The following is a 23,964-nucleotide window of genomic DNA, read 5'->3' as shown; positions in this document are numbered from 1 at the left end:
GAGTTAACATAAAATGAAAGTTGTTCGTAATTATCTTTATAATGCTGGTTATCAATTATTAAATCTAATTGTACCCTTTATCACCGTTCCATATATTGCCCGTGTTTTAGGTCCTGAAGGCGTGGGAATCAATTCGTATACTAATTCAATTATTACGTATTTTTTGCTGATTGGGACACTTGGAATTACGGTTTACGGAAATCGTGAGATTGCTTATCATCGTGATAATGTGAATGAGCGGTCTAAGATTTTCTGGGAAATAGAACTTTTGCAGTTGATGACAATTGTGTTTGCATATATTTTATTTCTTGGCTTTGATTTTTTCCAAACTAAATATCGAACGTATTTTTTGCTTCAATCGTTATGGATAGTTGCTGGTGCATTTGATATTTCTTGGCTGTTTATGGGAATGGAAGACTTTAAGAAGACAGTTTTAAGAAATACTTTGGTTAAACTGGTTTCACTGGCGGCTATTTTTATGTTTGTGAAAAATGCTGGTGACGTTGGTGTTTATATATTTATCCTTGGTATTGCTCAAGTTCTTGGAAACCTTACATTGTGGCCGTATTTGCCAAGGGTCGTTAATTTTCCTAAATTTTCTAATCTGAATATTTGGCGTCATTTGGGACCAACTACAATGTTGTTTATTCCACAAATTGCTACCCAAGTTTATTTGCAATTAAACAAGACGATGCTGGGTCAGTTTGACTCAGTTGTTGCGTCGGGCTATTATGATTACGCTGATAAGCTAGTCAAGATGGCGTTGGCTGTTATTACAGCAACGGGAACTGTTATGCTTCCGCATATGTCAAACTTGGCGGCGAAAGGCGATATGAAACGTTTCGATAATGCTTTGTATAAATCTTTTAGTTTTGTAAGCTTTTTGGCAGTTCCACTGGCTTTTGGTATCGCTGCTGTTGCAACGACATTAGCACCATGGTATTACGGTGATGAGTTTTCGGTTGTTGGTCAATTAATAATTATTGAAGCACCGGTTGCAGTCTTGATCGGGTGGAGTAATGTAATTGGCCTGCAGTACTTAATGCCGCTAAAGCGAGTTAAAGACTATACAAAGTCAGTAACTTATGGTGCTGTAATTAATATTTTAATTAACGTCCCACTGATTCTAACTATGGGAGCGGGGGGAGCTACTCTAGCAACTGTAATTGCTGAAGTGGCGGTAACTGGTTATCAGTTTTGGGTTGTAAGGCATAATATTCATTTTGGAAGACTATTCAAAGATACAGAAAAGTATTTCATTGCTGCAATTGTAATGTTTGTAGTTGTATATGCTTTGAATGGAAGAATGATTATCTCAATAGGTAGTTTGATTGGGCAGATTGTTGAAGGTATTCTGGTTTATATAGGAATCTTGATGGTCTTGAATACCGACATTTTGACGGATGGATTGCAACTTTTACGCAAAAAGCGATAACAATGAGATAAATTTATGAAGTAAGCGGGGACAATGAAGATGCAACGGCGAATAAAGCGAAGCGTTTATTATAGTGCGTTGATAATTATAAGTATTATTGTTGTGATAATGGTATGGCGCGCTAACCTAACAGGTACTGTGATTATTAATTCTGTGGATGAAAATGGAACCCCATTGATTGCTGCAAAAAAAATAATTGCGCCTGTAAATACGGTGCGACATATTAAAGCAACAAAAGTTTCAGGATACACACCTGAAAGTAAAGTTATAAATGCTTCTTTCAGTACTACAGGTAATAGTTATAATGTCGTTTATCAACCTAATAAGGATGATTCATTCCAACATTTAGTTAATGCTAATTATGTCGGGGTATCATCACAGGATGTGACGACAAATAGTTTAAAAAGCATCCAAGCTGTTCCTTTTGGTAATACGATGAATCGTTTGCGAGTAGTTTATGGCAGGAATGGACATGATTGGAAGACATTAAATGTTAATTATCCAAACTTGGAGATTCAAGATCCAAGTATTACTAAATATGGTCAGTACTGGTTTATTACTTATACTGGTGGTGTATTGCGTACTGCAGATTTTATGAGTTGGCAAAGTTTTAAACAGCCTGCAGCAAAAAAATATGGTCAACTGCAGTCTCCTTCATTGATACACAATCCTAAGAACAAACTATCCATGGTTTTTACAACGAGCCGTGGTCATGGTAAGCATAAGTCTTATGTTGCGCCGTTTAATTATGTTAGTGCAATGCCTGATTTGAAGAAGACACATCATTTAAAGGGGTTGGATGATGCATCCTCTGTCAGCATATATGGTAATCATGATAAATATTACGCTCTTTATACAACGGAAAAAAATGCAGGAACCATTTATATTTCAACTACCAATAAGCTAACTGGTAGGTTTAAGAAAGTGAAAACAATCAGACCTGAAAGCGGCACGTACTACTATGCCCCGTCGTTTATTTTGAATCAAAATGCTAAGGCTGTCGGAATAACATATAGTTCATACTATTATGATGAATCGAATAATCTGTCATATTCAAGAGCATTCTACCAAAATAACATTATGGAAAAAAATAAGGCTGTACAGATAAAAGGACAGTTTGTATTTCAGAAGGTCAGTGCAATACAAATTAAATAAAGAGGCAAAAAGGATTAGTGTGATATGAAAACAATTTTTAGTTTTTTGCATAGCAATCGTAATAATTGGGAGATATATTTATTTCCGATTGTTATTTGTCTGGCATTTTCCGCGTTATTTATTAATAATGACAATTATGTGTATACAACAGAAATTCAAATTGCAAGTGGGGCAGGCCAGAAACAGTTGAAACGGTTTGATACAACATCCATTTCAGTTTATCAAACGATGTTGAAAAATCCTGATATAATAGCATCTGCACAAAGAGCGTTGAAGAAGGATTACAACGTTGACATATCGCAAAAGCTGTTGGTTAAAAATATTACTACAACTCCGGTGCTATCTGGAAATACGTTTATAATCAAAGCATCAAATTCAAATCCAGAGCTTGCCATAGCAATGGGAAAACAAGTCACTAAAAGTTTGTTTTATGTCTTGAAATCATATATACCTTCAAAACAAGTTAGTATTACAAGTATGTCTACTTTAAAAAATGTAAAAAAAGTGAGTGTTTCCTTCGCGATTCTGATTTCAGTTATCTTAGGAAGTGCAATTGGCTTAAGCATTCAAATGTTGGCAGAATATAAGGCGCGAAATCATTCTTTTGAAAAGAGGCACAAATAATGGTCACTACGCAGCACAAAAATACAAGACCACATGTAGTTCCGTCCACTATTCTCTATTATTTAGGACTTGTTTTCTATGTCTTTTATTCTTTCTTACAAACGACTTTGTTCTCAACAATCTTGCCAAATGCTTTGTTCTCTCTTTGTAAATATGCCTGTCTTTTGCTCTTTATCTTAAGCATTGTAACTGCAAAACTTTCTAAGCAGCAGGTACTGGTTGTGTTGTGGGGAGCATTATTAGCAGTGCTTATCTTTCACAGTTCTAGTGATAGTTCAATCTTAATATTGATTGCATTTTTATTGAGTAGTATGAATGCGCATCTCTCGTTAGTTGTGAAAATATATTTTGTAGTCGCTGGTCTGCTTACAGTTGGTACTATCAGTGCTGCGTTGCTTGGAATTGTTGATAACTATTCCTATATTGTTAATGGATCTACAAGGTGGGCCTTCGGGTTCTTATACACTACTGATTTTGCAGCACATGTTTTTTATCTGTGTCTTGTATTCGCTTATCTTTTCCGTAAACGAATCAATATAGTATATTCTTTTATTCCGACAATTCTTGCATTAGTTGTTTTTTCTGCTACCAGAGCTAAATTAGACACAATTTTAATGTTTTTGATTACCTTATTTATGCTATTTTATAAATATTCTAATTTAAAGATGCTTAAAAGCAGGCGATTAGTGGTTTCGACAGTACCATTTGTTATGGCACTAGGGTCAATTTTGTTTTCATTCATTTTCAATCCTAATAATCAAATATTTACAACTTTTGACAAAATTCTAACTAATCGACTAGCAATGGGGCATTTAGCACTTTATGAATATCCCGTTAAGTTTTTTGGACAATATATCTCGCAAAATGGGAGTGGAGGATTGAGTTTTGAAACTGGTTTAACGTCCAAAGGAACCAATCTGGCATATTTTTTCATTGATTCCTCATATATTAAGATATTGCTGGGATTCGGGGTTGTGTTCTTCCTGATATATCTATATGGTTTAAGCCGTTCAATGTATGTAAATCTTGGCAAGGAAAATTACATGTTACCAATTATCCTGACAATCATTTGTATTTCGAGTGTGATTGATCAGCATATGCTGGAAGTAGCGTATAATCCTTTTCTAATTTGCATTATTACAACACAGTTTTGGGAACATGAAAGGTTGGCAGTTATTAAATGAAAAATGTATACATTATTGGTTCCAAGGGTATTCCGGCACAGTACGGAGGTTTTGAGACTTTTGTCGAGAATTTGACGGCGCTGCAAAAGGATGATCAAATTAAATATTTTGTGTCATGTTTAAGTGATAAGGAAAAAAACACATTTGAATATAATGGTGCGACTTGTTTTAACATAAAAGTACCCAATATTGGTTCTGGAAAAGCTATTTACTATGATGTTCAAGCGCTCAAGTGGGCAATAAACCACATTGAGAAGAACAATATTCAAAATGCGATTGTCTATATTTTGGCTTGCCGTATAGGGCCTTTTATAGCACCATATGTGAAAAAGTTACACCAATTGGGAGCTAAGTATTATTTGAACCCTGATGGTCATGAGTGGCTGCGTGCTAAGTGGAGCAAGCCTGTGCGCGAGTACTGGCGTTATTCTGAGAAATTAATGGTTAAGCACACTGATCTTGCGATTTGTGACAGTGTCAACATTGAGAAATATATTCGAAAGAGTTATGATCGACCGAATTTAAAAACCTGTTTTATTGCCTACGGTGCGACAATTAAGAATGAAAAGACTCAAATTAGTAATGATCGTCAGAAGTGGTTTGACGAGTTTAATCTACGCCCTAATGGTTATTATCTAATTGTGGGGCGGTTTGTTCCCGAGAATAATTATGAAGTGATGATTACTGAGTTTATGAAGAGTCATACTGAGAGGCCTCTGGTAATTGTTACCAACTATGCCGAAAATAAGTTTTATAAAGCTTTGCTGGCTAAAACTCATTTCGATGAAGATTCTCGTATCAAGTTTGTTGGCACAGTGTATGATTCTGAATTATTAGCAGCTATTCGCGAGAATGCTTTTGCTTATATTCATGGACATTCTGTGGGCGGCACAAATCCTTCACTTTTAGAAGCATTGGCATCAACACGTCTCAATTTACTTTTTGATGTTGGCTTCAATCACGAAGTGGGTGAGGACGGTGCAAAGTATTGGAATAAAACTGATGCTCCTTTGTCAGTTTTAATCAACCAAGTCGATAAATGGCGTGAGAGTACACTTGACGACATGGAAAAACGTGCAAAACAACGAATTATAGAAGGATATAATTGGGATAAAATTATTACTGATTACGAAAATGTCTTCTTAGGGGAATAAACTATGGAAAAAATTTTATTTTTACATGCTGGTGCTGAGTTGTATGGCGCTGATCGAATTCTGATTAATCTAGTTTCAGAGTTGGATCGAACAAAATATATGCCCATCGTTGTATTGCCAGTAGATGGCCCATTGGTTCGTGAACTGAAAAAGAATCATGTAGAAACACATGTGATCAGTTATCCAATTTTACGACGGAAATATTTTAATCCAAAGGGTATGTTATCCTTTGCGTTAGATTATCGACGTAGTTGCCGTGCCATCTATCAGTTGTTTTCTCAGGATGATATCAGTATTATCCATGTCAATACGCTGGCCGTTCTGGAGGGGATTTATCTCAAATCACTATTCAAGGCTAAATTAATTTGGCATGTGCATGAAATTATTACCAGTCCTAAAATTGCATACCAAGTAACGGCATTCTTAGCTGGAAAATTTGCTACAAAAATTGTGGCTGTGTCAGAGCAGGTAAAAAAACACTTAGTAGATTCCAAAAGAGTGTGTCCTGAACAAGTACGGGTAATTTATAACGGCATTGATACAAATAGATTCCGACCGCATGAGGTTCCTAATAGTTTGTATCAAGAATTTGGATTGAGTTCTGATAATCTGGTTGTGGGAATGATTGGCCGTTTGAATTCTTGGAAGGGGCAGCAAGCACTTTTGAATGCAATGATCCCTTTGTTGAAGGACAATGATAATTTACGCTTGGTTTTCGTTGGTGGTGTTTTTGAGGGTGAAACTCATTTTCGTGATGAACTTGCTGCTAAAATTCAGGCAAGTGGGGTTGCCTCACAAATTGTTCTAAAAGACTTTCGAACCGATATGCATGATGTTTATCAATTGTTTGATATTTTCTGTTTGCCAAGTACAAGTCCAGATCCATTACCAACTGTGGTTTTAGAGGCAATGGCCAGCGGAAAGCCGGTAGTGGGATTCAACCATGGTGGTGTTACCGAAATGGTTGTTGAAGGGTATAACGGCTACTTAGTTAAGCCGGTGGAAATTCAAGCGTTGACTAAAAGAATTAGTGACTTAATTGTTGATCCTGAGTTGATTAAAAAGATGGGATTGGCTTCTAGAGAGCGAGCAGTAAAAGATTTTTCACCAAATCAGTTTATCCAGAATTTTGAACACGTCTATGATAAATCATTGAGAGGAGATGTTTGATTGTATGGATAAAATTACCATCTTGATGTCAACATACAATGGTGAAAAGTATTTGACAGAGCAAATTGATTCTATTCTGGCACAAACATATTCCAATTGGGAGCTTGTCATTCGAGACGATGGTTCAAGTGATGGGACGGTTCAGATTGTAGATGATTACGTTGAACAAGAAGAACGAGTGCGGTGGTTTGACGAAAATGAAGCTTCTTCAGAGAATTTAGGACCTATGAAGAGTTTTTTCTTAATGCTTGAAACAGTCGAGTCTCCGTACTATATGTTCTGTGATCAGGACGATGTTTGGCTACCCCAAAAGATTGAAATCACATATCAAAAGATGCTGGAAATTGAAGTCCAAACGGCGCCGTGTTTGGTGCATACAAATCTTATTATAACTGATTCAGAGCTTCATGAGCTTGAAAAAGGAACTCGCGAGGCGAAGGATAGTATGCGCTCCCTACTCCTTACCAATGATATTGTTGGATGCACTGTTATGATCAATAAAAATTTAAGATTGTTTGCATTGAATGATCTGGATTCAGTGAGAGTGATGCATGATATGTGGTTGGGATTGCTAGCTGCGCAGTTTGGAGTGGTTTCTTATATTGGAACACCAAGCATGCTATACAGACAGCATACAGGAAATGTAGTTGGCAAGACGACTGGCGTATTGGCAAAGTTACGCATTCTCAACTCTAATGGTGAACGTCAAAGAATCCAGATGTCAATTAATGCAGCGAGTTCTTTAATTCGGTTGCATGGTAGTAGGCTCAATAATGAAGAATTAGCATATTTAGAGACAGTTAAAGGATTTGGGACGGAAAAGTTTACTAGGAATTTAATAGATATGTATCGTAATAAGGTTCATAAGAATAGTCAGGTTGCAACGATTGCATTAATCGTTAAACTTGCTATTAATCATAATCATTTGAAATAAATGATATAGGAGGAAGTAATAGTGAATGCAACGGTCTGCGCAATTGTTGTAACGTATAATCGCTCTGAATTACTAAAAAAATGTTTGAGTGCCATAAAGAATCAGTCGGTGGGTGTTACTCATATTGTAGTTATTGATAATCATAGTACTGATGCAACTGAAACAATAATGAAGTCTATGGCTTCTGACCAAGTTTTATACAATCGACTAGATGATAATTATGGTGGTGCTGGCGGTTTTAAGAGAGGCATTTCGTATGCTTTAGATAATACCCATGATCAATATTTTTGGATTATGGATGATGATACGATGCCAACAAGCACAGCATTAGAGAATCTATTACATGCGACACTATCGTTAAGTGATTTCGGATTTTTGACGGCTAATACACATTGGAAAGACTGTACCCCAATGAATGTGCCACCAATTGCTCAAAATTGGTCAGTTGCCGCTGATAAAGGCCTAATCAGAGTTCAAGAGGCTACGTTTGTATCATTATTCGTTGAAAGAAAGAAAGTTGAAAAAGTGGGTTTGCCATTTGAAGAATTTTTCATTTGGCACGATGACACCGAATTTACAACTCGATTGTCTAAACTTGCTCCTGGATATTTTGTCACCAAGGCACTGGTAGTTCATGAATCTGCAGGAAACAATGCACCATTAATATATACAGATTCTAGTAATCGTATCTCACGTTATTATTATTTGTATCGTAACGAAATGTATATTTGTAAAAAGCATAAGGGGTCGGCCGTAACACTGATGACATTTTTGAGAGACTTATTTGTTGGGATTAAAGTGCTAATCGTAGCCCCAGATCACCGAGCAAAGCGCTCTTTTACAGTGCTCAAAGGTACTTTTTCTGGCTTAGTATTTCGACCACGGGGTTAAACATTGAGACGAATAAAGTGGTGCCTTTTAGTGCTGATTATAATAGGTTCATTAGTTGCTCTGACCTATTTCTTTTTCTGGCCATCTTCAACGATCGAAATTGTTAGATTGGATGCGCTGGGTACCAAAATAATGTCTAATAAAGTTGTCAACGGAAAACTTGGCTTTCCGGTCAAAAAGCAGTCTTTAAAGCTAAAGGGGTATCAGCTTGTACATGGAGAAAAGTTGAGATTCAGACATGATAAGTACCGTGTTAAGATCGCATACAAGCCAATTAAGTCGACTTCTCAAGTGAAAAGTTCAGTCAGCCAAGCACGCTATGTTGGTGTAACGTTTCAAGTTTTAAATAATGGATTGAATAAACGATGCCAAAACTATCAAAATTTAAAGAGTGAAGAAGATCGGCTTCGTATTATCCTATCTGATGATGGCATTCACTGGAAAAGACTAGCAACTAATTATCCTAATGTAGCTGTTCGTGATCCATCTATTATTAAGATAGGATCAAAGTGGTGGATTGTATATACAAATGGCGCGATGTGGACTGAGAACTTCAGAACTTGGCACCATGTGTACTTAAATTACAATCCTAATAATCATTTTCAGAAAGTTTGGGCACCTGAGTTTTATCGGTTGAAGAATGGTCAACTATATGTAGTTGCTGCTTGCTCAACTGATGGTGTTCATTTCAATTTATATCGGTTCCAATTTGATAGTAAGCATGGATCTGTATCCATGCCCGAAGCATTAAATATCGGAAATACTGCGCACAATAATTTAATTGATCCGCATATTACGACCAGTCGGGATGGATATGTACTTTGGGCGAAGGACGAGACAAGGCATTATTTAGTTCGTGCCACTTCTAAGAATGGTGTTAAATTTACTCAGTTTAAACATATAGGGATAAAGATGAGTTCCAATTTGATTCCTGAAGGACCTACCACAATTGATGAGAATAGCCATACTGGGTTGCTGTTTTTTGATTTGTATAACGCAAGCGAAACATTTTCAGGTGTACATGTGGTTAAGTTCAGGAATGATGAGCTAACCACAAGTCCGATAAGAATCAGAAGTAGCTTTCTTGTTAGGCATTTTGGTGTGTACAGAAATAAATAAAGTGGGAGAAATTATGAGAAAAAGAGTTATGTGGATAGATATTGCACGGGGAATTGCGATGCTATCTGTGATAGTTGGACATTCACTATTTTACTACGTTTCGTCTGATGTTGGTCGATACATTTACGCATTTCACATGCCAATATTCTTTATTTTGAGTGGCTACTTATATCGAGAAAAGGCTTATGCAAAGGAATTAAAAGGTGCAGCAAAAAATTTGCTACTGCCATACTATGCTACTTGTTTAGTAATGATTGCTGTTTTTTTTGTAGCGCAATTGAAGACTCCCTGGTTGGTGAATTATCCAGCTAGTTTTAGTGATTTAGTAAGTGCAATCTTTTATGGTATTGGTGCGGATTCAAGGTTGCCATTCCCAGCACATGTAGATTCCATTGGTGCAATTTGGTTTTTACTAGCAATGGCAATTGCGTTACAATTGTTCAATCTGATTATTGTGTTTACAAAACGGTTAAAATCCAAGCGACTTGTGCGAGTATTTATTATCTGTTTGTTGGCTATTTTAGGAAAGTTAATCGCGACTAACTGGTTATTACCGTTGTCACTAAATGCTGCCTTATTTTCGCTAGTATTTCTATATATTGGATACTTATTACAGGAACAACAGTTGTTAGAAGATATTTCGTGGAAGATCTTTATTGTGGCTCTATTTTCATGGGGATTAGCGGCTTCTAATCAGATGTTTTTACTAGTTTCTGTGGGAGCATCAGATACGTTGTTGGCTATTTTAGGTGCAGTCGGGGGTTCGATTGTGGTTATTAAATTATCACAATTGATTGCAACCAAAAAAGTGGTGGATAGTACATTGGGAACGTTTGGACGTCTATCCATCATTGTGTTGTGTTTTCATGATGTAGATTTAACTTATTCTCAGGTACCTCAAATGATAATGGCAGCGGATTTTACACAAAACCTTATTGTAAAGATTATCATTGTTAATCTTTATCGTTTAATTATCCCAGTACTTGCTGTATTACTTGTTCCTAGAATTCCCGGAGTTCGTTCATTGTATTTGAACCGTCAATATCCATTTTTGAAGAGAAAGCCGGATTTAGTTGTTAAAAAGAAGACAAATTAGTTTAAGTTTTGTTATAGGATGCTTGATCCTAATGGTATTGTCCGGTTGTGGAAATAGTGGCTCAAGAGTGACTACTCAGAAAACAAGCTCAGATACAATTCTGTTTGTAGGGGACTCAATTACTGCTGGATTATCTGGAACCAATCAACACGGTAAGAAAAGTTATCCTTGGTGGGTTGGTCATATATTAAAACAGCATATAATCAATAATGGACACGATGGTGGTACAATATCGGGCGGAAGTGCACGAGATTTAATTCCCAATCTGAAGTCGTCTAAGTATAAAAATGTGACAACAGTTGTGATTAGTTATGGCATTAATGATTACTTAAGTAATCGTGATTTGAATAAGGTAGTATTAAAATTGGCAAGTGCACTAAAGTATTTGCAGCAACAACATCCGCAGGTAAAGATAATCGGTATACTGCCTTTGAATGCGTTTATAACGCCTAACCCTAACCCTAACACGGCTGGTAATGCAATGGACGTCAAGAATAAGGTAAATTATGCAGAAAATGAGCTTTGTGATAATTTGAAAACAGTGTATAGTAATTATGGTGTTGCAGTGTTAGATTGGCGTTTGGATCCATTCTTTACCGCAACTAATGTTTCGGCGTTAAGTTGGGATGGTGTATTACATCCAAATGCAAAGGGATATAAGATTATGGGATTACGAGTTGCGGCGTTTATTTTGCAAAATAAATGAAAGTGCCACTTCTTGGAAGAATTAAGCGTGAATCCTAAAAATTGAAATTGTATTCATGATCGCAGCGCGTAATACGTTATTAACGTCAAATTAGTTTGGATTTATCATTGTATTTATAGTACGGTAGTAATGTCAAACTATCTCAAATATAAAAGGAGTGTTCTTTTTGAAGGGAATAATTTTAGCTGGTGGATCTGGTACACGGCTGTATCCAATTACACGGGCGATTTCAAAACAATTGATCCCGATTTATGATAAGCCAATGATTTATTATCCGTTATCGACGTTAATGTTGGCAGGAATCCAAGATATTTTGGTTATTTCAACACCTGTTGATACACCACGGTTCAAAGAACTGTTAGGCGATGGTCATGATTTGGGCTTGAATCTATCCTATGCTGTCCAAGAAAAGCCGAACGGTTTAGCTGAAGCTTTTATTTTGGGCGCTGATTTCATTGGAAATGATTCAGTCTGTCTTATTTTAGGTGATAATATTTATTATGGTGGCGGCTTATCCAAGATGCTTCAACATGCTAGCGCTAAGCCGAAGGGGGCCACGGTCTTTGGTTACCATGTCAATGATCCGGAACGGTTTGGTGTCGTTGACTTTGATGAAAATATGCATGCAAAGTCCATTGTTGAAAAGCCTGTACACCCAGCTAGTAATTATGCTGTCACGGGAATGTATTTTTATGATAATCAAGTCGTTGATATTGCGAAGAATATTCAGCCATCACCACGTGGTGAATTGGAGATTACGGATATCAACAAAGTTTACTTAGAACATAATGAGTTAGATGTTGAACTCATGGGCCGTGGTTTTGCTTGGCTTGATACTGGGACCCATGACTCATTACAAGAAGCAAGTAGTTTTATCGCAACCGTGCAAAAACGCCAGAACTTAAAAGTGGCTTGCTTAGAAGAAGTGGCGTATCGAATGGGTTATATTGATGCTGATAAAGTGTATGAATTGGCGCAACCATTGAAGAAGAATGATTACGGTCAATACTTATTAAGATTAATTGGGAGGGCTTAAATTTTGGGCAAATTAAAGGTAACAACGACTAAGTTACAAGATGTTAAGATTATTGAACCAGCAGTTTTTGGTGACAAGCGCGGGTTCTTTACGGAAACTTACTCTGACCGTGATTTCAAAGAAGCTGGAATTGATTTTGATTTCATTCAGGATAATCAATCATTGTCAGCGGAAGCGGGTGTTTTGCGGGGACTGCATTTTCAACGTGGCAAGGCAGCGCAAACTAAATTAATTCGCGTGGTGACTGGTGCCGTGCTCGATGTTATTGTGGACGTTCGTGCTGGCTCACCTACTTACGGTGAGTGGGAAGGCTACATTATCTCTGAAAGTAACCACCGTCAATTGTTAGTCCCCCGTGGTTTTGCCCATGGCTTTGTGACATTGACTGATAATGTTAATTTCTTATACAAGTGTGATAACTACTACAACGCTGAAGCCGACGGTGGTATTACCTTTATGGATAAAGATTTAAATATTAACTGGCCTATTGACTACGATCAAGCTATTACTTCTGAAAAGGATGCTAAACAACAGACCTTCAAAGAATTTGAACAGAATAATCCGTTTGTTTACGGCGAAATTTAAGGAGACGTCATGGAAAACTTATTAGTTACCGGTGGTGCCGGCTTTATTGGCTCTAACTTTGTTCACTATGTTTATAATCATCATCCCGAAGTCAAGATTACCGTATTAGATAAGTTAACTTACGCTGGTAATCGGGCCAACTTGGAAGAAATTCTAGGCGACCGGGTTAAATTAGTTGTGGGTGACATTTGTGATGCGCCCTTAGTTGATGAATTAATGCAACAAACTGACGCGGTTGTCCATTACGCCGCTGAAAGCCATAATGATAATTCATTGAAGGATCCATGGCCATTCATCGAAACGAATATTATTGGGACTTATACGCTGATTCAATCCGCACATAAGTTTAACAAACGCTTCCACCATGTTTCCACCGATGAAGTATACGGTGATTTACCATTACGGGAAGACTTACCGGGCCATGGTGAGGGTGTTGGCGAGAAGTTTACACCAACTAGTCGGTATAAGCCTTCCAGCCCATACTCTTCATCTAAGGCCAGCAGTGATCTCTTAGTTCGGGCTTGGGTGCGTTCGTTTGGCTTACAAGCCACTATTTCAAACTGTTCAAATAATTATGGTCCTTATCAATATATTGAGAAATTTATTCCACGCCAAATTACCAATATATTAAGTGGTATTCGGCCAAAATTATATGGTAGTGGTAAAAATGTTCGTGACTGGATTCACACGAACGATCATTCTGCGGCCGTTTGGGATATTTTAACCAAGGGTAAGATTGGTGAGACCTACCTGATTGGTGCCGATGGTGAAATGAACAATAAGGACGTCTTGGAAATGATTCTTGAATTAATGGGTCAGCCTAAAGATGCTTATGATGTTGTTAAGGATCGTCCCGGCCATGATTTACGTTATGCAATCGATTCAACTAAGTTGCGCACGGAATTAGGTTGGCGGCCAGAGTTTACTGACTTCCGGTCTGGTTTGAAAGCAACGATTGATTGGTATACTGACCATCAAGACTGGTGGCAAGCAGATAAGAACAAGGTTGAATCAAACTACGCCAAGAACGGGCAATAAAAACACAGAAGATTTTGAATAAGCGGAGTGTCGATTGACAGTTCGCTTATTTTTTAGGAGGAAATGAAAATGGCTAAAGTAATGATTGTTGGTGCCAATGGTCAGTTAGGTCATGAGTTACAACGACTATTAAATGAACAAGGAATTGCATTTGACGCGCTGACTGAAAAAGAATTGGATATTACAGACTTAGACGCAGTCAAAGCTAAGATTGCAGAATTACAACCAGCGGTCTTATATGATTGCGCGGCTTACACAGCAGTTGATAAGGCCGAAGATGAAGGCAAAGCCCTCAATTGGCTGGTCAATGTTGATGGAACAAAAAATTTAGCCCAAGTAGCAGCTGAACAGGGTGTTAAATTGGTTTATGTTTCTACTGACTACATTTTTGATGGCACTAATAAAGGTGAATATTTAGAAGATGATCCAGCCAACCCCAAGAATGAGTATGGGCGTGCTAAGTGGGCTGGTGAAGAAGCCGTTCGTCACAGCGGTGCTGATTACTATATTGTTCGGACTAGCTGGGTTTTCGGCGAATTTGGACATAACTTTGTCTTCACAATGCAGAATTTAGCAAAGACGCATGACAAGTTGACAGTCGTCAATGATCAACTTGGACGACCAACCTGGACGCGAACATTAGCAGAATTTATGGCCTACCTGGTGAAAACTGAAGCCGCTTCAGGGACCTATCAATTAAGTAACGATAATACAGCTACTTGGTATGACTTTGCGAAGGAAATTTTGAAGGATACTGATGTTGAAGTAGCACCAGTTACTTCTGAACAATTCCCACAAAAGGCTTACCGGCCACAGCATTCAGTGATGAATTTGGATAAAGCCAAGGCAACTGGTTACCATATTTTGACTTGGCAGGAAGCGCTCAAGCAATTTTTGTTGAGTATCAAGTAAGTGTTGCTGTATAAAAAAGTTTAAGCAATATAACAATTCTCCTTTAAAGTTGGCAAATAGTTTGTATTTGCAATTTGGAGGGGATTTTTTTATGTTGATTGATGTGTTTAGTAATAAAGATATTATCCAAACTAATATTTATTGGTACACACATTGAGGTAATATTCTGATATAAATTTAGAGGTGATGTTAATGGGACAGATAAAGTGGCCATTGATTCTTTTGTTAAGCATTGGTTTTGTATTCATTTTGAACTCAAATATATTAGTTGAATGCTCAGTATAAGCAAGTGTAACAACAAAGAGTTCCACTCGTTCTCATAATACAAAGAAATTAATACCATTATTAGGAACGGCTAAAGTGACAAACGATTTTTATGGGCAAATAAGGGAAATGTTAATACCCGGACCAGTCAAACAGAGTTATTTGGTGGTAAATAAAATTCAACAGCAAGATGCCATAAGAAATCCAAATACAAACCATACTTATGCATCATTATATAATGGTGAAATAATTAAGTAGTAGGGAAGGCAAAATTAGTGATACATCTTCGTATACAATGACTAAAGAAATTCAAACACAAGCAGATACGTTGCATCAGAGCAGTAGTTATGGTGAATGTTACTATTTTAGAACTAAATTGTATTTGCCATTATATTTGGGAAATAGAAATTTGACTGATCCGCAAAGTGCTGCCTTTTCTGAAGATAATCATTTTCTGTATGTGATGTATGTAGATGGTACACAGCCAACTAGTGCCTCACAAACAGGATGGGTAGTACGATACGATTGAAAAAAATTAATGGCTTTAGATGCAAGTAAATCTGGAGGAATGGCCCTTCTGAGAACTGCTGCGGCACACCAATTATTGAACCGTATCACTGAATTTGATAGAAAGGTGTTAAATACTGTTGAGGTTGGACCAGAGTTTAATACTGGGCATGCACAATCTTTAGCACTTAATCCAAAGACCAATGAGTTGTGGTATATCCAATCTTACGGACATACAGCCCAGAATATTGTTGCTCGATTAGATGCTAAAACATTGACTGCAGATGCTAAAGTTACCTTTTCGATGAGTCGTTTTGGGATGGGATCAGTGCTAACTTTTGACCGTCAAGGAGAAGCCCATTATTGGATAGATGGTAAAAATCCACTAGCAACAAGTACTGGGGGAAATGTGACGTTATATCACGGAAAAATTACGACGAACTCGGTTTATTTTACAGCATTCGAGCAGGGTATCGCCACAAATCCAACATTTACTGCACAGTCGATGGGCTTTAATGAAGTATTAAAGCAATTTTATTTAGTTGCCGATGAAGGAGTAATTTCGTTTCCACAATCTGCTTTGGGAAAATTAGCGACAACTCAGATTGGAGAAGTTGGATTTTCAGGTCGACGTGAGTTAGAAGGACTTGTATTCATGCATAATAGTAATACTGGATTTTTACTGACTAACCGTGGACCAGAACTGATGGAGTTGATACCAGATTGAAAGATCATTTTGCAGAGTTCTTCGTGCAGTAAAGTAGTTAATTAATTTTCGGCTTTTCCTTATTAAAGGTATCAATACCTAATGAAAACCCAGCCATCTGCTTCAAAATAACATCCTGATTGAGCCCAATATACCGTTTCGTAATTGCTTCACTAGAATGATTGAAAATCATCATTAAAGTTCCAATGTCGTGGGTTTGCTGATAATAATGGTAACCAAAAGTTTTACGGAGCGTATGGGTACCAATATCCGTTCGGTGCATTTTACGGGCGATGGTTTGGAAAAGTTTATAAACGGCATTAACACTTAGTGGCTGATGTTGTCGATTGGTAAAAAGATATTCATTATCTGGTAAATCTTTAATATAGTGATTGATTTGTGGACGTAGGCGTGTGAGTAAAATCACACGCCTCTTTTTGGTCTTTTTTTCAGTAATGTGGACAATATCGTGATAGCGAATCTGTCCGACCTTTAAGTTAAGAATATCGCTCATTCGAAGTCCAGTATTTAAACCAATTAGAATTAACAACGTGTTACGCTCACCATGCGTACCGTTCCAAGCCTTATTAACGAAGTCAGTGATTTCTTCTTTGGAACGTAAGGGCTCAACATTGTAGTAAATATTAATCACACTCTTTCGTGGGACGTACTAATTATGACTATTAAGCATTAATTATAAACCATATTAATTAATAAATATAATCAAACATCTAGTACAATACTCGATTAAACGAATAAACGGCACTATTTAAAAAAAATAGTGCCGTTTATCCATAATCTGTAGTTAAATATAACATCACATAAACATTTGTCAATATAATATGAATTTTTTTGTATAAAAACGGCTGTTATTAGTCCAATTCATACAATCTTAAACTCATTTTATAAAAATTAACGTGAAGCATTGATGTAAAAGGAATCTTTCTTTTTTTTTTTTAATGACGTTACATAAAATGTGGTTTTAATCTAGTTAATTTTGGAGAGTGAATGATGGATCAAGCAGTAAGTTTTGACTTTTTTATCCGGCTTGTCCGTAAGTACTGGCGTGCAATTGTCAGTTTTACGGTGGTGGGATTGATAGTTGCCGCAGGATTGACCTTCTTTGTAATTACGCCTAAGTACCAATCGAGTGTTCAGATTTTGGTTAACCGTAAGAATACTAATGCCGCTACTGAGTACGCTGGGCAGCAGGCTGACGTTCAGATGATTACGACCTACAAAGAATTAATTGCTGGACAGGTGGTTTTAAAACCAGCTAAGCAACAATTAAGTAAACGTTATGGTATTGAGCGCTCACTGAACTCATTGAAAAGTGAAGTGAGTGTGACAAGCACGACCAACTCACAGGTTTTCTCGATTGCAGTGACTGATGCTGATGCAAAAGCTAGTGCGACGATTGCTAATCAAATTGCTCGTAGTTTTAAGAATCAAGTACAAAAGATTATTAAGGTCAACAACGTCACGATTGTTGCTCCGGCCGAAACGCCAAATGGCGCAGTATCACCGAAGAAGCCGCTGAATATGTTGATTGGGCTAGTTGTTGGCTTGCTATTAGGATTTGCTTATGCAGCGATTCGGATGCTCACTGATCGCCGCGTTCACGACGCTGATTTCTTAACTGATGAATTAGGATTGACTAGTTTAGGCTTGGTTAACCATCAACATCACCATTCAATGAAGAAACAGGCCTTGAATCTGAATGGTGGCTATCATACGCATAATGATCGAACATCGTCGCAAGCGATGAAACGAGTTTAGGAGGGTGTTAGATGTTTAAACGTAAAGAACAGAATATAACGACTACGGCCCCAATTAATCTCACGACGATTAATGAACCTATGTCGGTCATTACTGAGCAGATTAAAACAATTCGAACGAATATTAATTTTGCGGCTACTGACCATAAGCTACGAACTTTGATGGTGACTTCGGCCATGCTTGGCGAGGGCAAATCGACAGTAAGTGGTAACTTAGCAGTGGAGTATGCCAAGGAAGGCATGCAAGTCTTACTGGTCGATGCTGACTTGCGACGACCAACGATTCATAAGACATTTGGCCTTAAAAACCATAAGGGATTAAGTTCATGGTTAGCCAATCAGATGGACGATGTGAATGATGCAATTCATCCAGTCATTGGCAATCTATTTGTGATGACGAGTGGTCCGAAGCCACCTAACCCGGCCGAACTGTTGGGTAGTAACAAAATGACCGAGTTTTTAACTTCGGCAACACGTAAATTAGATTTGGTGATCGTTGACGCACCACCAATTTTGCCAGTGACTGACTCACAATTGCTTGCTAATAAAGTTGATGGCACGGTCTTAGTTGTTCGCCAAGGTGTAGCCCAAAAAGCAGCGGTTCGCGATGCTGTTAATTCATTAAAGAAATCACAAGCTAACATTTTGGGTACAGTGTTGAACGATGTTCGTGATGGCTCTCATCACGGATACTATGGCTATAACAGTGGCTACGGGTATTACAGTGATGAAGATAAATAATTTAGTTGACTTACATTGCCACATCTTACCGGCCATTGATGATGGTTCACCTTCCTTAGAAGCGTCATTGGAATTAGCACGACAGGCGGTGGCTGACGGGATTCGCTATATTTTAGCGACACCACACCATATGGATCGGCACTATCTCAATCATGCCGGTGATGTGGCGGCAGCGGTTAAGACATTTCAAGAAGAGCTAGATGCAAATGATATTCCGTTAACCATTTTTCCTGGTCAGGAGGTACATCTGAATGGTCAGTTGATGGAAAATATTGATGATTTGTTGGGAATAGATACCAGTAGACACTATTTACTATTAGAACTTCCCCACGAAATGGTACCAAGTTACTTGGATGAGATGATTTTTCAATTGTCTTGTGAGGGGATTACCCCGGTCATTGCACACCCTGAACGGAATGCTCAAATTATTGCCGAACCGCAGCGATTATACAAGTTGGCTGAGGATGGGGTCTTGGCACAGGTTACGGCCACGAGTTTAGTTGGCACTTTTGGGGAACAAGTCCAACGAACCGCAAAAGAATTTGTTAAGTGCGGTTTGGTGCAGGTGGTCGCGTCGGATGCACATACGCTGAAAAATCGGGGCTTTGCTATGACGAAGGCCTATCAAGTCTTAAATGAAATGAATCCCGAATATCCTGAACGTTTTGCAACCAACGCTCGGGATTTGTTGAATGGTGAACAGATCGATATTGGCAAGATTGAGATGCCCAGAAAGAAGCGAAAACACTGGTTGTTTTAGACCTTGCAAAAGATAGAAAAGTCATTTAATTTACGAGGAGCTCAGAGCTATGGAAATTTCTAAAAAAAAGGGTAGTATGCGTCAAAGTATGCGAGTCTATATGGTGTCAAAGCGTATTTTGGATATTGTGCTTTCTTTATGTGCATTGTTAATTCTAAGTCCAATTTTTTTGGCTGTTTTCATGATTGATTGTTTTGGGGAGAACAAAGGGCCCATTTTTTACAAACAGGTCCGAATTGGTCTCCATGGAAAACCATTTAAAATTATCAAGTTTCGCTCAATGATTATTGACGCTGATAAAAAATTGCGTAAAGATCCAAAACTTTATCATGAGTACAAAAAGAATAATTATAAACTTCCTGAGGGTAAAGATCCACGTGTTACAAAGGTCGGTAGCTTGCTGCGGAAATCATCTTTGGATGAAATTCCTCAATTTATAAATGTACTAAAGGGTGAAATGGCACTAATTGGACCACGACCGGTTGTCAGTGAAGAATTGTCCGAATATGGTAAGCGCACATCTGAACTTTTATCAGTCAAACCTGGAGCAATGGGTTATTGGCAAGCGACAGGCCGCTCTAATATTGGTTATCCAGAGCGGTGTGATATTGAACTTTATTATGTGGAAAACCAGTCGTTTTTGTTTGACTTTAGGATTTGCTTTAAAAATATAATTAGTATTTTCAAGAGTGATGGAGCCTTCTAAAATATTTAAGAGCAGGCGGCGAAACAAGCGTAGTTGTCTTATATTAAGGAAAGTATTTTATGTGCCGTAAGTTACTGGGATTTAGGTGCTATCCTATCTTTAAAACTGATATATGATTTTGAATGGGTTGAAAAATACCTTAGATTTTTATTCTGAAGCAAGCACCCATCAGAAACTGTTTTTTTTTGTGTTTTCTAATTACGTGGAGGATTAGTATGGTTATTGAAGAACCAAAAGTTGGATTAATGATACCAACACTTAATGCAGGTAAATGTTTTGAAACGATGCTAAATTGTATTGAAAATCAAAAAATGACTAATTTGCGCAAAATCATTATTGATTCTGAATCGGATGATAATACGAGGATGATTGCAAAGAAACATGGTTTTGAGGTTTACAACATTAATCGTAACCAATTTACTCATGGTCTTGTAAGGCGACAGGCTGTTGAGATATTAAGTGATTGTGATTTTATTTATTTTATGACACAGGATGCATATGTACATGAGTTGGCCTTCTCTAACTTGCTTCATTTTATGATTCTGCATCCACGAATGATGGTTGCATATGGACGTCAAGTCGTTGACGTACCAGGCGAGAATTATTTTGATCAAAAAGATAGAGAATTTAACTATCCAGAAGAAAGCAGAGTCAAAGCCAAAAAAGATATTCCACGTCTTGGAATTAAAACAGTCTTTTCATCTGATACATTTTCAATATATCGTCGTGAATACTTGGAAAACGTTGGCTGTTTTCCAAAAGATGTAAGGTTTGCAGAGGACATGTATATAGCGGCACGAGCAATTAATTCTGACTACGAGGTCGGATACTGTGCAGATGCAGTTGTAACCCATACTAATGGATTGAATTTTCGCGAACAATTTAATCGATATTATAATATGGGGAAATTTCATGCTCAAAATAAATGGATTCAAAAGTCATTTGGCTCAAATGAAAAAGATGGAATTACATTGGTTCTTACACAAACCAGAGAGTTGCTGCATAGCAATAAGCTTTTTAAGATTCCAGAGTTATATATTCGTAGCTTTATTAAGTACAGCGGATATAGAATTGGAAAGTTATAGAATAGTAAGGAATAGGTGAAATCGTTGGAAAACAATGCAAAATCGCGTAAAGTTTACAGCAATATAAATCCTTACTTCTTCTTTGTTATGACGTTTCTTATAACGGTTGTACTCTATAGTTTTGATTTTTCGGAGTTTAACGTTTCGTTAGGCACAAAGGTTATTACCTTTCTGATTATTGCAATGGTATTGAACTTCATACTTTACTTGTGTTTCAGGAAACAATGGTCAGACGCTGCACTTAAAGCACAAAAAAATAATGGTGGGCAGTCAGTAAACACATATACTTTGTGGGCCATTGTATTTTTAGGATTAGGCATTGCAGATATACTGTACTCACATGGAATGCCGTTGTTAGGTCAAGTTAATTACAAAGAATATGGTTTTCCAACCATACATGTACTGATGGTTGTTTGTGATTCATTTTTGTTGCTTAGTATTGCGAAAACCTTTTTTTTAACTAAAGTTCGTAGATTACAGTTATTATGTGCAGCCGGGATTGCATTGCTTCCGTTGTTGTTTGGACTCTCGAGAGGCACAATTGTTATTTTACTACTTGGTATACTTATGCTGTTTTTACTGACTCTGCGAAAAAAGATAACGATTAAAGTCGGGGTAGTGATTGGATTGCTATTGTTATTTGGGCTTTATTTATTTGGAATTACAGGTAATTATCGAATGAATCATGATTATGGACACACCGAAAATCTTACAGAATCAAGTTTGATTCTCTCAATCGGAAAGGCAACTAATAAATTTACTGATTCGAATATTCCTAAACCGTTTTATTGGACTTACATTTATGCAACTTCACCAATTGCAAATTTTCGCTATAATACAGAGCTCTCTAGTCCTACAGCAAGTACTGCAAACATCGGGGAGTTTTTAGTCACCAACTTTTTTCCTGATTTTATTTCAAAACGAATATATCCGACATATGAGGACGATTATCAAGCATGGTTGATGACTAATGAGTTTACCGTCACTACGGCATTTACATTACCATATACTTTTTTAGGATGGATGGGAGTATGTGTGTTCTTGATTTATGTACTATTGTTTCCAATTGTCTATTTAGAATTGATTCGAAAATTTGCACCTGGATATTTTGATTTGGCACTTGTGTTGACATCGACTATTTACGTGTTGATGCCATTTTCAAATTTCTTTTCGTTTAGTGCGTTGTCTATGCAATTGTTTCTTCCTTTTATCTGTGGCTTGTTTTCTCAAAAAAAGAGTATCAAACAAAACTATGAAAGAGAGGAAGCATGATTAATGCGTAATCAAAAGCAGGCCGTTTTGATTGTTATTTATGAAATGAAGCTGAGTAACAGTCCAGCATTTCAGAGTGTAATTCGGCAAATTTCGAGCGGTATACACTTAATTGTGTATGATAATTCGTCCTCTGTAATGTGCGACGTTCCAACTAATGATTTTCTTTACTTTCATGATTCGGAGAATAAAGGGCTAAATATGTCCTATGCAGTTCAAGAGAAACCTAATGGCTTGGCAGAAGCATTTATTCTAGGATCTGAATTCATTGGTGATGATTCAGTCTGTCTTATTCTAGGGGATAATATCTATTATGGTGGCGGGTTATCGAAAATTCTCCAACACGCTAGTGCTAAGACAATAGGCGCTACTGTTTTTGGATATCATGTCAATGATCCTGAACGGTTCGGAGTCATTGAATTTGATGAAGGCATGCATGCAAAGTCAATTGTTGAGAAGCCAGAATATCCAGCTAGTAAATACGCGGTCACTGGTTGTATTTTTATGACAATCAAGTCGTGGAGATTGCAAAGAATATTAAACCATCATCTCGTGGCGAGTTGGAAATTACCGATATTAACAAAGTGTACTTGAAGCGCCATCAATTAGACGTTGAGCTAATGGGGCATGGATTTGCTTGGTTGGATACTGGAACACATGATTCTCTTCAAGAGGCAAGCAGTTTTATTGCAACGGTTCAAAAGCGACAGAATCTCAAAGTTGCATGTTTAGAAGAAGTCGCTTATCGGATGGGCTATATCGATGCAGACAAAGTTTATGGACTTGCGCAACCGTTGAAGAAAAATGATTATGGTCAATACTTGTTAAGACTCATCGGGAGGGATTAATCCCTTGGTAAGTTAAGATGAAAATGGCTAGAGCTACAAAATGTCGAAAAATATTGAATCAACAGCTTTGGGTGATTGGAAGTTTAATCTTTAGCGGAAAAAGACAACCCAAATCAAGTTTATTTGCGAGATGCTGGCTACGATGTTTGAAGTAATTGAAGATGCTTGAGATGTTTTAACAACTTACGGTGAATAGAAAAACTCGCAAATTGCAATAGTAAGTTAGCCAGTACCGATAAAGCACACAGACGAAAGGGC

The 23,964-nt window shown here is 37.4% G+C and carries 23 protein-coding genes and 1 pseudogene; 23 read left to right on the top strand and 1 reads right to left on the bottom strand.

What is annotated here, in order from left to right:
* Positions 1 to 13 precede the first annotated feature (13 nt).
* The 16 genes from MMY95_RS07530 (at position 14) to MMY95_RS07455 (ending at position 16,537) form a co-directional block, all read left to right on the top strand.
* A complete protein-coding gene (locus MMY95_RS07530) occupies positions 14 to 1,435 on the top strand; it encodes a flippase (RefSeq protein ID WP_202861312.1) in 1,422 nt (473 codons plus the stop codon).
* Positions 1,436 to 1,474: 39 nt separating this feature from the next.
* The gene (locus MMY95_RS07525) at positions 1,475 to 2,590 is read left to right on the top strand and encodes a hypothetical protein (protein WP_222843754.1); all 1,116 of its coding nucleotides are present in this window, start codon (positions 1,475 to 1,477) and stop codon (positions 2,588 to 2,590) included.
* A 24-nt stretch (positions 2,591 to 2,614) separates the two neighbouring features.
* Positions 2,615 to 3,214 (top strand): hypothetical protein, encoded by a 600-nt coding sequence (locus tag MMY95_RS07520; protein WP_063490109.1) that lies wholly within the window; start codon positions 2,615 to 2,617, stop codon positions 3,212 to 3,214.
* The gene (locus MMY95_RS07515) at positions 3,214 to 4,398 is read left to right on the top strand and encodes a hypothetical protein (protein ID WP_241277577.1); all 1,185 of its coding nucleotides are present in this window, start codon (positions 3,214 to 3,216) and stop codon (positions 4,396 to 4,398) included. The genes MMY95_RS07520 and MMY95_RS07515 overlap by 1 nt, the downstream gene beginning before the upstream one ends.
* The gene (locus MMY95_RS07510; protein WP_063490111.1) at positions 4,395 to 5,552 is read left to right on the top strand and encodes a DUF1972 domain-containing protein; all 1,158 of its coding nucleotides are present in this window, start codon (positions 4,395 to 4,397) and stop codon (positions 5,550 to 5,552) included. The genes MMY95_RS07515 and MMY95_RS07510 overlap by 4 nt, the downstream gene beginning before the upstream one ends.
* A 3-nt stretch (positions 5,553 to 5,555) precedes the next feature.
* Positions 5,556 to 6,722 carry a glycosyltransferase family 4 protein gene (locus MMY95_RS07505; RefSeq protein ID WP_202861316.1) on the top strand — a complete coding sequence of 389 codons (1,167 nt, stop codon included), beginning with the start codon at positions 5,556 to 5,558 and terminating at the stop codon, positions 6,720 to 6,722.
* Between the two features lie 4 nt (positions 6,723 to 6,726).
* Positions 6,727 to 7,656, top strand: a complete 930-nt coding sequence (locus MMY95_RS07500) for a glycosyltransferase family 2 protein (protein WP_202861317.1) — start codon at positions 6,727 to 6,729, stop codon at positions 7,654 to 7,656.
* Positions 7,657 to 7,677: 21 nt separating this feature from the next.
* Positions 7,678 to 8,547, top strand: coding sequence for a glycosyltransferase family 2 protein (locus MMY95_RS07495; RefSeq protein ID WP_241277576.1), 870 nt, complete (start codon positions 7,678 to 7,680; stop codon positions 8,545 to 8,547).
* Between the two features lie 132 nt (positions 8,548 to 8,679).
* Positions 8,680 to 9,666 (top strand): hypothetical protein, encoded by a 987-nt coding sequence (locus tag MMY95_RS07490; RefSeq protein WP_202861319.1) that lies wholly within the window; start codon positions 8,680 to 8,682, stop codon positions 9,664 to 9,666.
* On the top strand, positions 9,632 to 10,762 hold the full coding sequence (locus MMY95_RS07485; protein ID WP_241277575.1) for an acyltransferase family protein: 1,131 nt from the start codon (positions 9,632 to 9,634) through the stop codon (positions 10,760 to 10,762). Before MMY95_RS07490 ends, MMY95_RS07485 begins: the two co-directional genes overlap by 35 nt.
* Positions 10,763 to 10,793: 31 nt before the next feature.
* Positions 10,794 to 11,468 (top strand): SGNH/GDSL hydrolase family protein, encoded by a 675-nt coding sequence (locus MMY95_RS07480; RefSeq protein ID WP_063490117.1) that lies wholly within the window; start codon positions 10,794 to 10,796, stop codon positions 11,466 to 11,468.
* Positions 11,469 to 11,634: 166 nt separating this feature from the next.
* The gene (gene rfbA / locus MMY95_RS07475) at positions 11,635 to 12,504 is read left to right on the top strand and encodes a glucose-1-phosphate thymidylyltransferase RfbA (RefSeq protein WP_021730701.1); all 870 of its coding nucleotides are present in this window, start codon (positions 11,635 to 11,637) and stop codon (positions 12,502 to 12,504) included.
* 3 nt (positions 12,505 to 12,507) lie between these two features.
* Positions 12,508 to 13,089, top strand: coding sequence for a dTDP-4-dehydrorhamnose 3,5-epimerase (rfbC, locus tag MMY95_RS07470; RefSeq protein WP_015825387.1), 582 nt, complete (start codon positions 12,508 to 12,510; stop codon positions 13,087 to 13,089).
* A 9-nt stretch (positions 13,090 to 13,098) separates the two neighbouring features.
* The gene (rfbB, locus tag MMY95_RS07465) at positions 13,099 to 14,127 is read left to right on the top strand and encodes a dTDP-glucose 4,6-dehydratase (RefSeq protein ID WP_202861321.1); all 1,029 of its coding nucleotides are present in this window, start codon (positions 13,099 to 13,101) and stop codon (positions 14,125 to 14,127) included.
* A gap of 69 nt (positions 14,128 to 14,196) precedes the next feature.
* Positions 14,197 to 15,039, top strand: coding sequence for a dTDP-4-dehydrorhamnose reductase (rfbD, locus tag MMY95_RS07460; RefSeq protein WP_202861322.1), 843 nt, complete (start codon positions 14,197 to 14,199; stop codon positions 15,037 to 15,039).
* Positions 15,040 to 15,841: 802 nt separating this feature from the next.
* Positions 15,842 to 16,537 carry a hypothetical protein gene (locus MMY95_RS07455; RefSeq protein WP_202861323.1) on the top strand — a complete coding sequence of 232 codons (696 nt, stop codon included), beginning with the start codon at positions 15,842 to 15,844 and terminating at the stop codon, positions 16,535 to 16,537.
* Positions 16,538 to 16,574: 37 nt separating this feature from the next.
* Here MMY95_RS07455 and MMY95_RS07450 read toward each other — a convergent pair whose 3' ends face one another.
* Positions 16,575 to 17,168, bottom strand: coding sequence for a tyrosine-type recombinase/integrase (locus MMY95_RS07450; protein ID WP_202861324.1), 594 nt, complete (start codon positions 17,166 to 17,168; stop codon positions 16,575 to 16,577).
* A 356-nt stretch (positions 17,169 to 17,524) separates the two neighbouring features.
* On the opposite strand from MMY95_RS07450, the gene MMY95_RS07445 reads away from it, so the two are divergent.
* The 7 genes and pseudogenes from MMY95_RS07445 (at position 17,525) to MMY95_RS07415 (ending at position 23,706) form a co-directional block, all read left to right on the top strand.
* Positions 17,525 to 18,295, top strand: coding sequence for a Wzz/FepE/Etk N-terminal domain-containing protein (locus MMY95_RS07445; protein WP_202861325.1), 771 nt, complete (start codon positions 17,525 to 17,527; stop codon positions 18,293 to 18,295).
* Positions 18,296 to 18,306: 11 nt separating this feature from the next.
* A complete protein-coding gene (locus MMY95_RS07440; RefSeq protein ID WP_062689130.1) occupies positions 18,307 to 19,035 on the top strand; it encodes a CpsD/CapB family tyrosine-protein kinase in 729 nt (242 codons plus the stop codon).
* Complete coding sequence (locus MMY95_RS07435; RefSeq protein WP_241277574.1) at positions 19,022 to 19,795, top strand: CpsB/CapC family capsule biosynthesis tyrosine phosphatase; 774 nt, start codon at positions 19,022 to 19,024, stop codon at positions 19,793 to 19,795. The genes MMY95_RS07440 and MMY95_RS07435 overlap by 14 nt, the downstream gene beginning before the upstream one ends.
* Before the next feature lie 49 nt (positions 19,796 to 19,844).
* Positions 19,845 to 20,501, top strand: coding sequence for a sugar transferase (locus MMY95_RS07430; protein ID WP_241277573.1), 657 nt, complete (start codon positions 19,845 to 19,847; stop codon positions 20,499 to 20,501).
* Positions 20,502 to 20,716: 215 nt separating this feature from the next.
* Positions 20,717 to 21,586, top strand: a complete 870-nt coding sequence (locus MMY95_RS07425) for a glycosyltransferase (RefSeq protein WP_202861327.1) — start codon at positions 20,717 to 20,719, stop codon at positions 21,584 to 21,586.
* Between the two features lie 24 nt (positions 21,587 to 21,610).
* Entirely contained in the window at positions 21,611 to 22,858 is a 1,248-nt protein-coding gene (locus MMY95_RS07420) for a hypothetical protein (protein ID WP_202861328.1), read from the top strand.
* Between the two features lie 45 nt (positions 22,859 to 22,903).
* Positions 22,904 to 23,706 (top strand): annotated as a pseudogene (locus MMY95_RS07415) (sugar phosphate nucleotidyltransferase).
* Positions 23,707 to 23,964 lie beyond the last annotated feature (258 nt).

Origin of the sequence: Lactiplantibacillus sp. ME-2, assembly GCF_022549155.1 — a bacterium.
Lineage (GTDB): Bacteria > Bacillota > Bacilli > Lactobacillales > Lactobacillaceae > Lactiplantibacillus > Lactiplantibacillus plantarum.
This window is presented reverse-complemented; position numbering and strand designations above follow the sequence as displayed.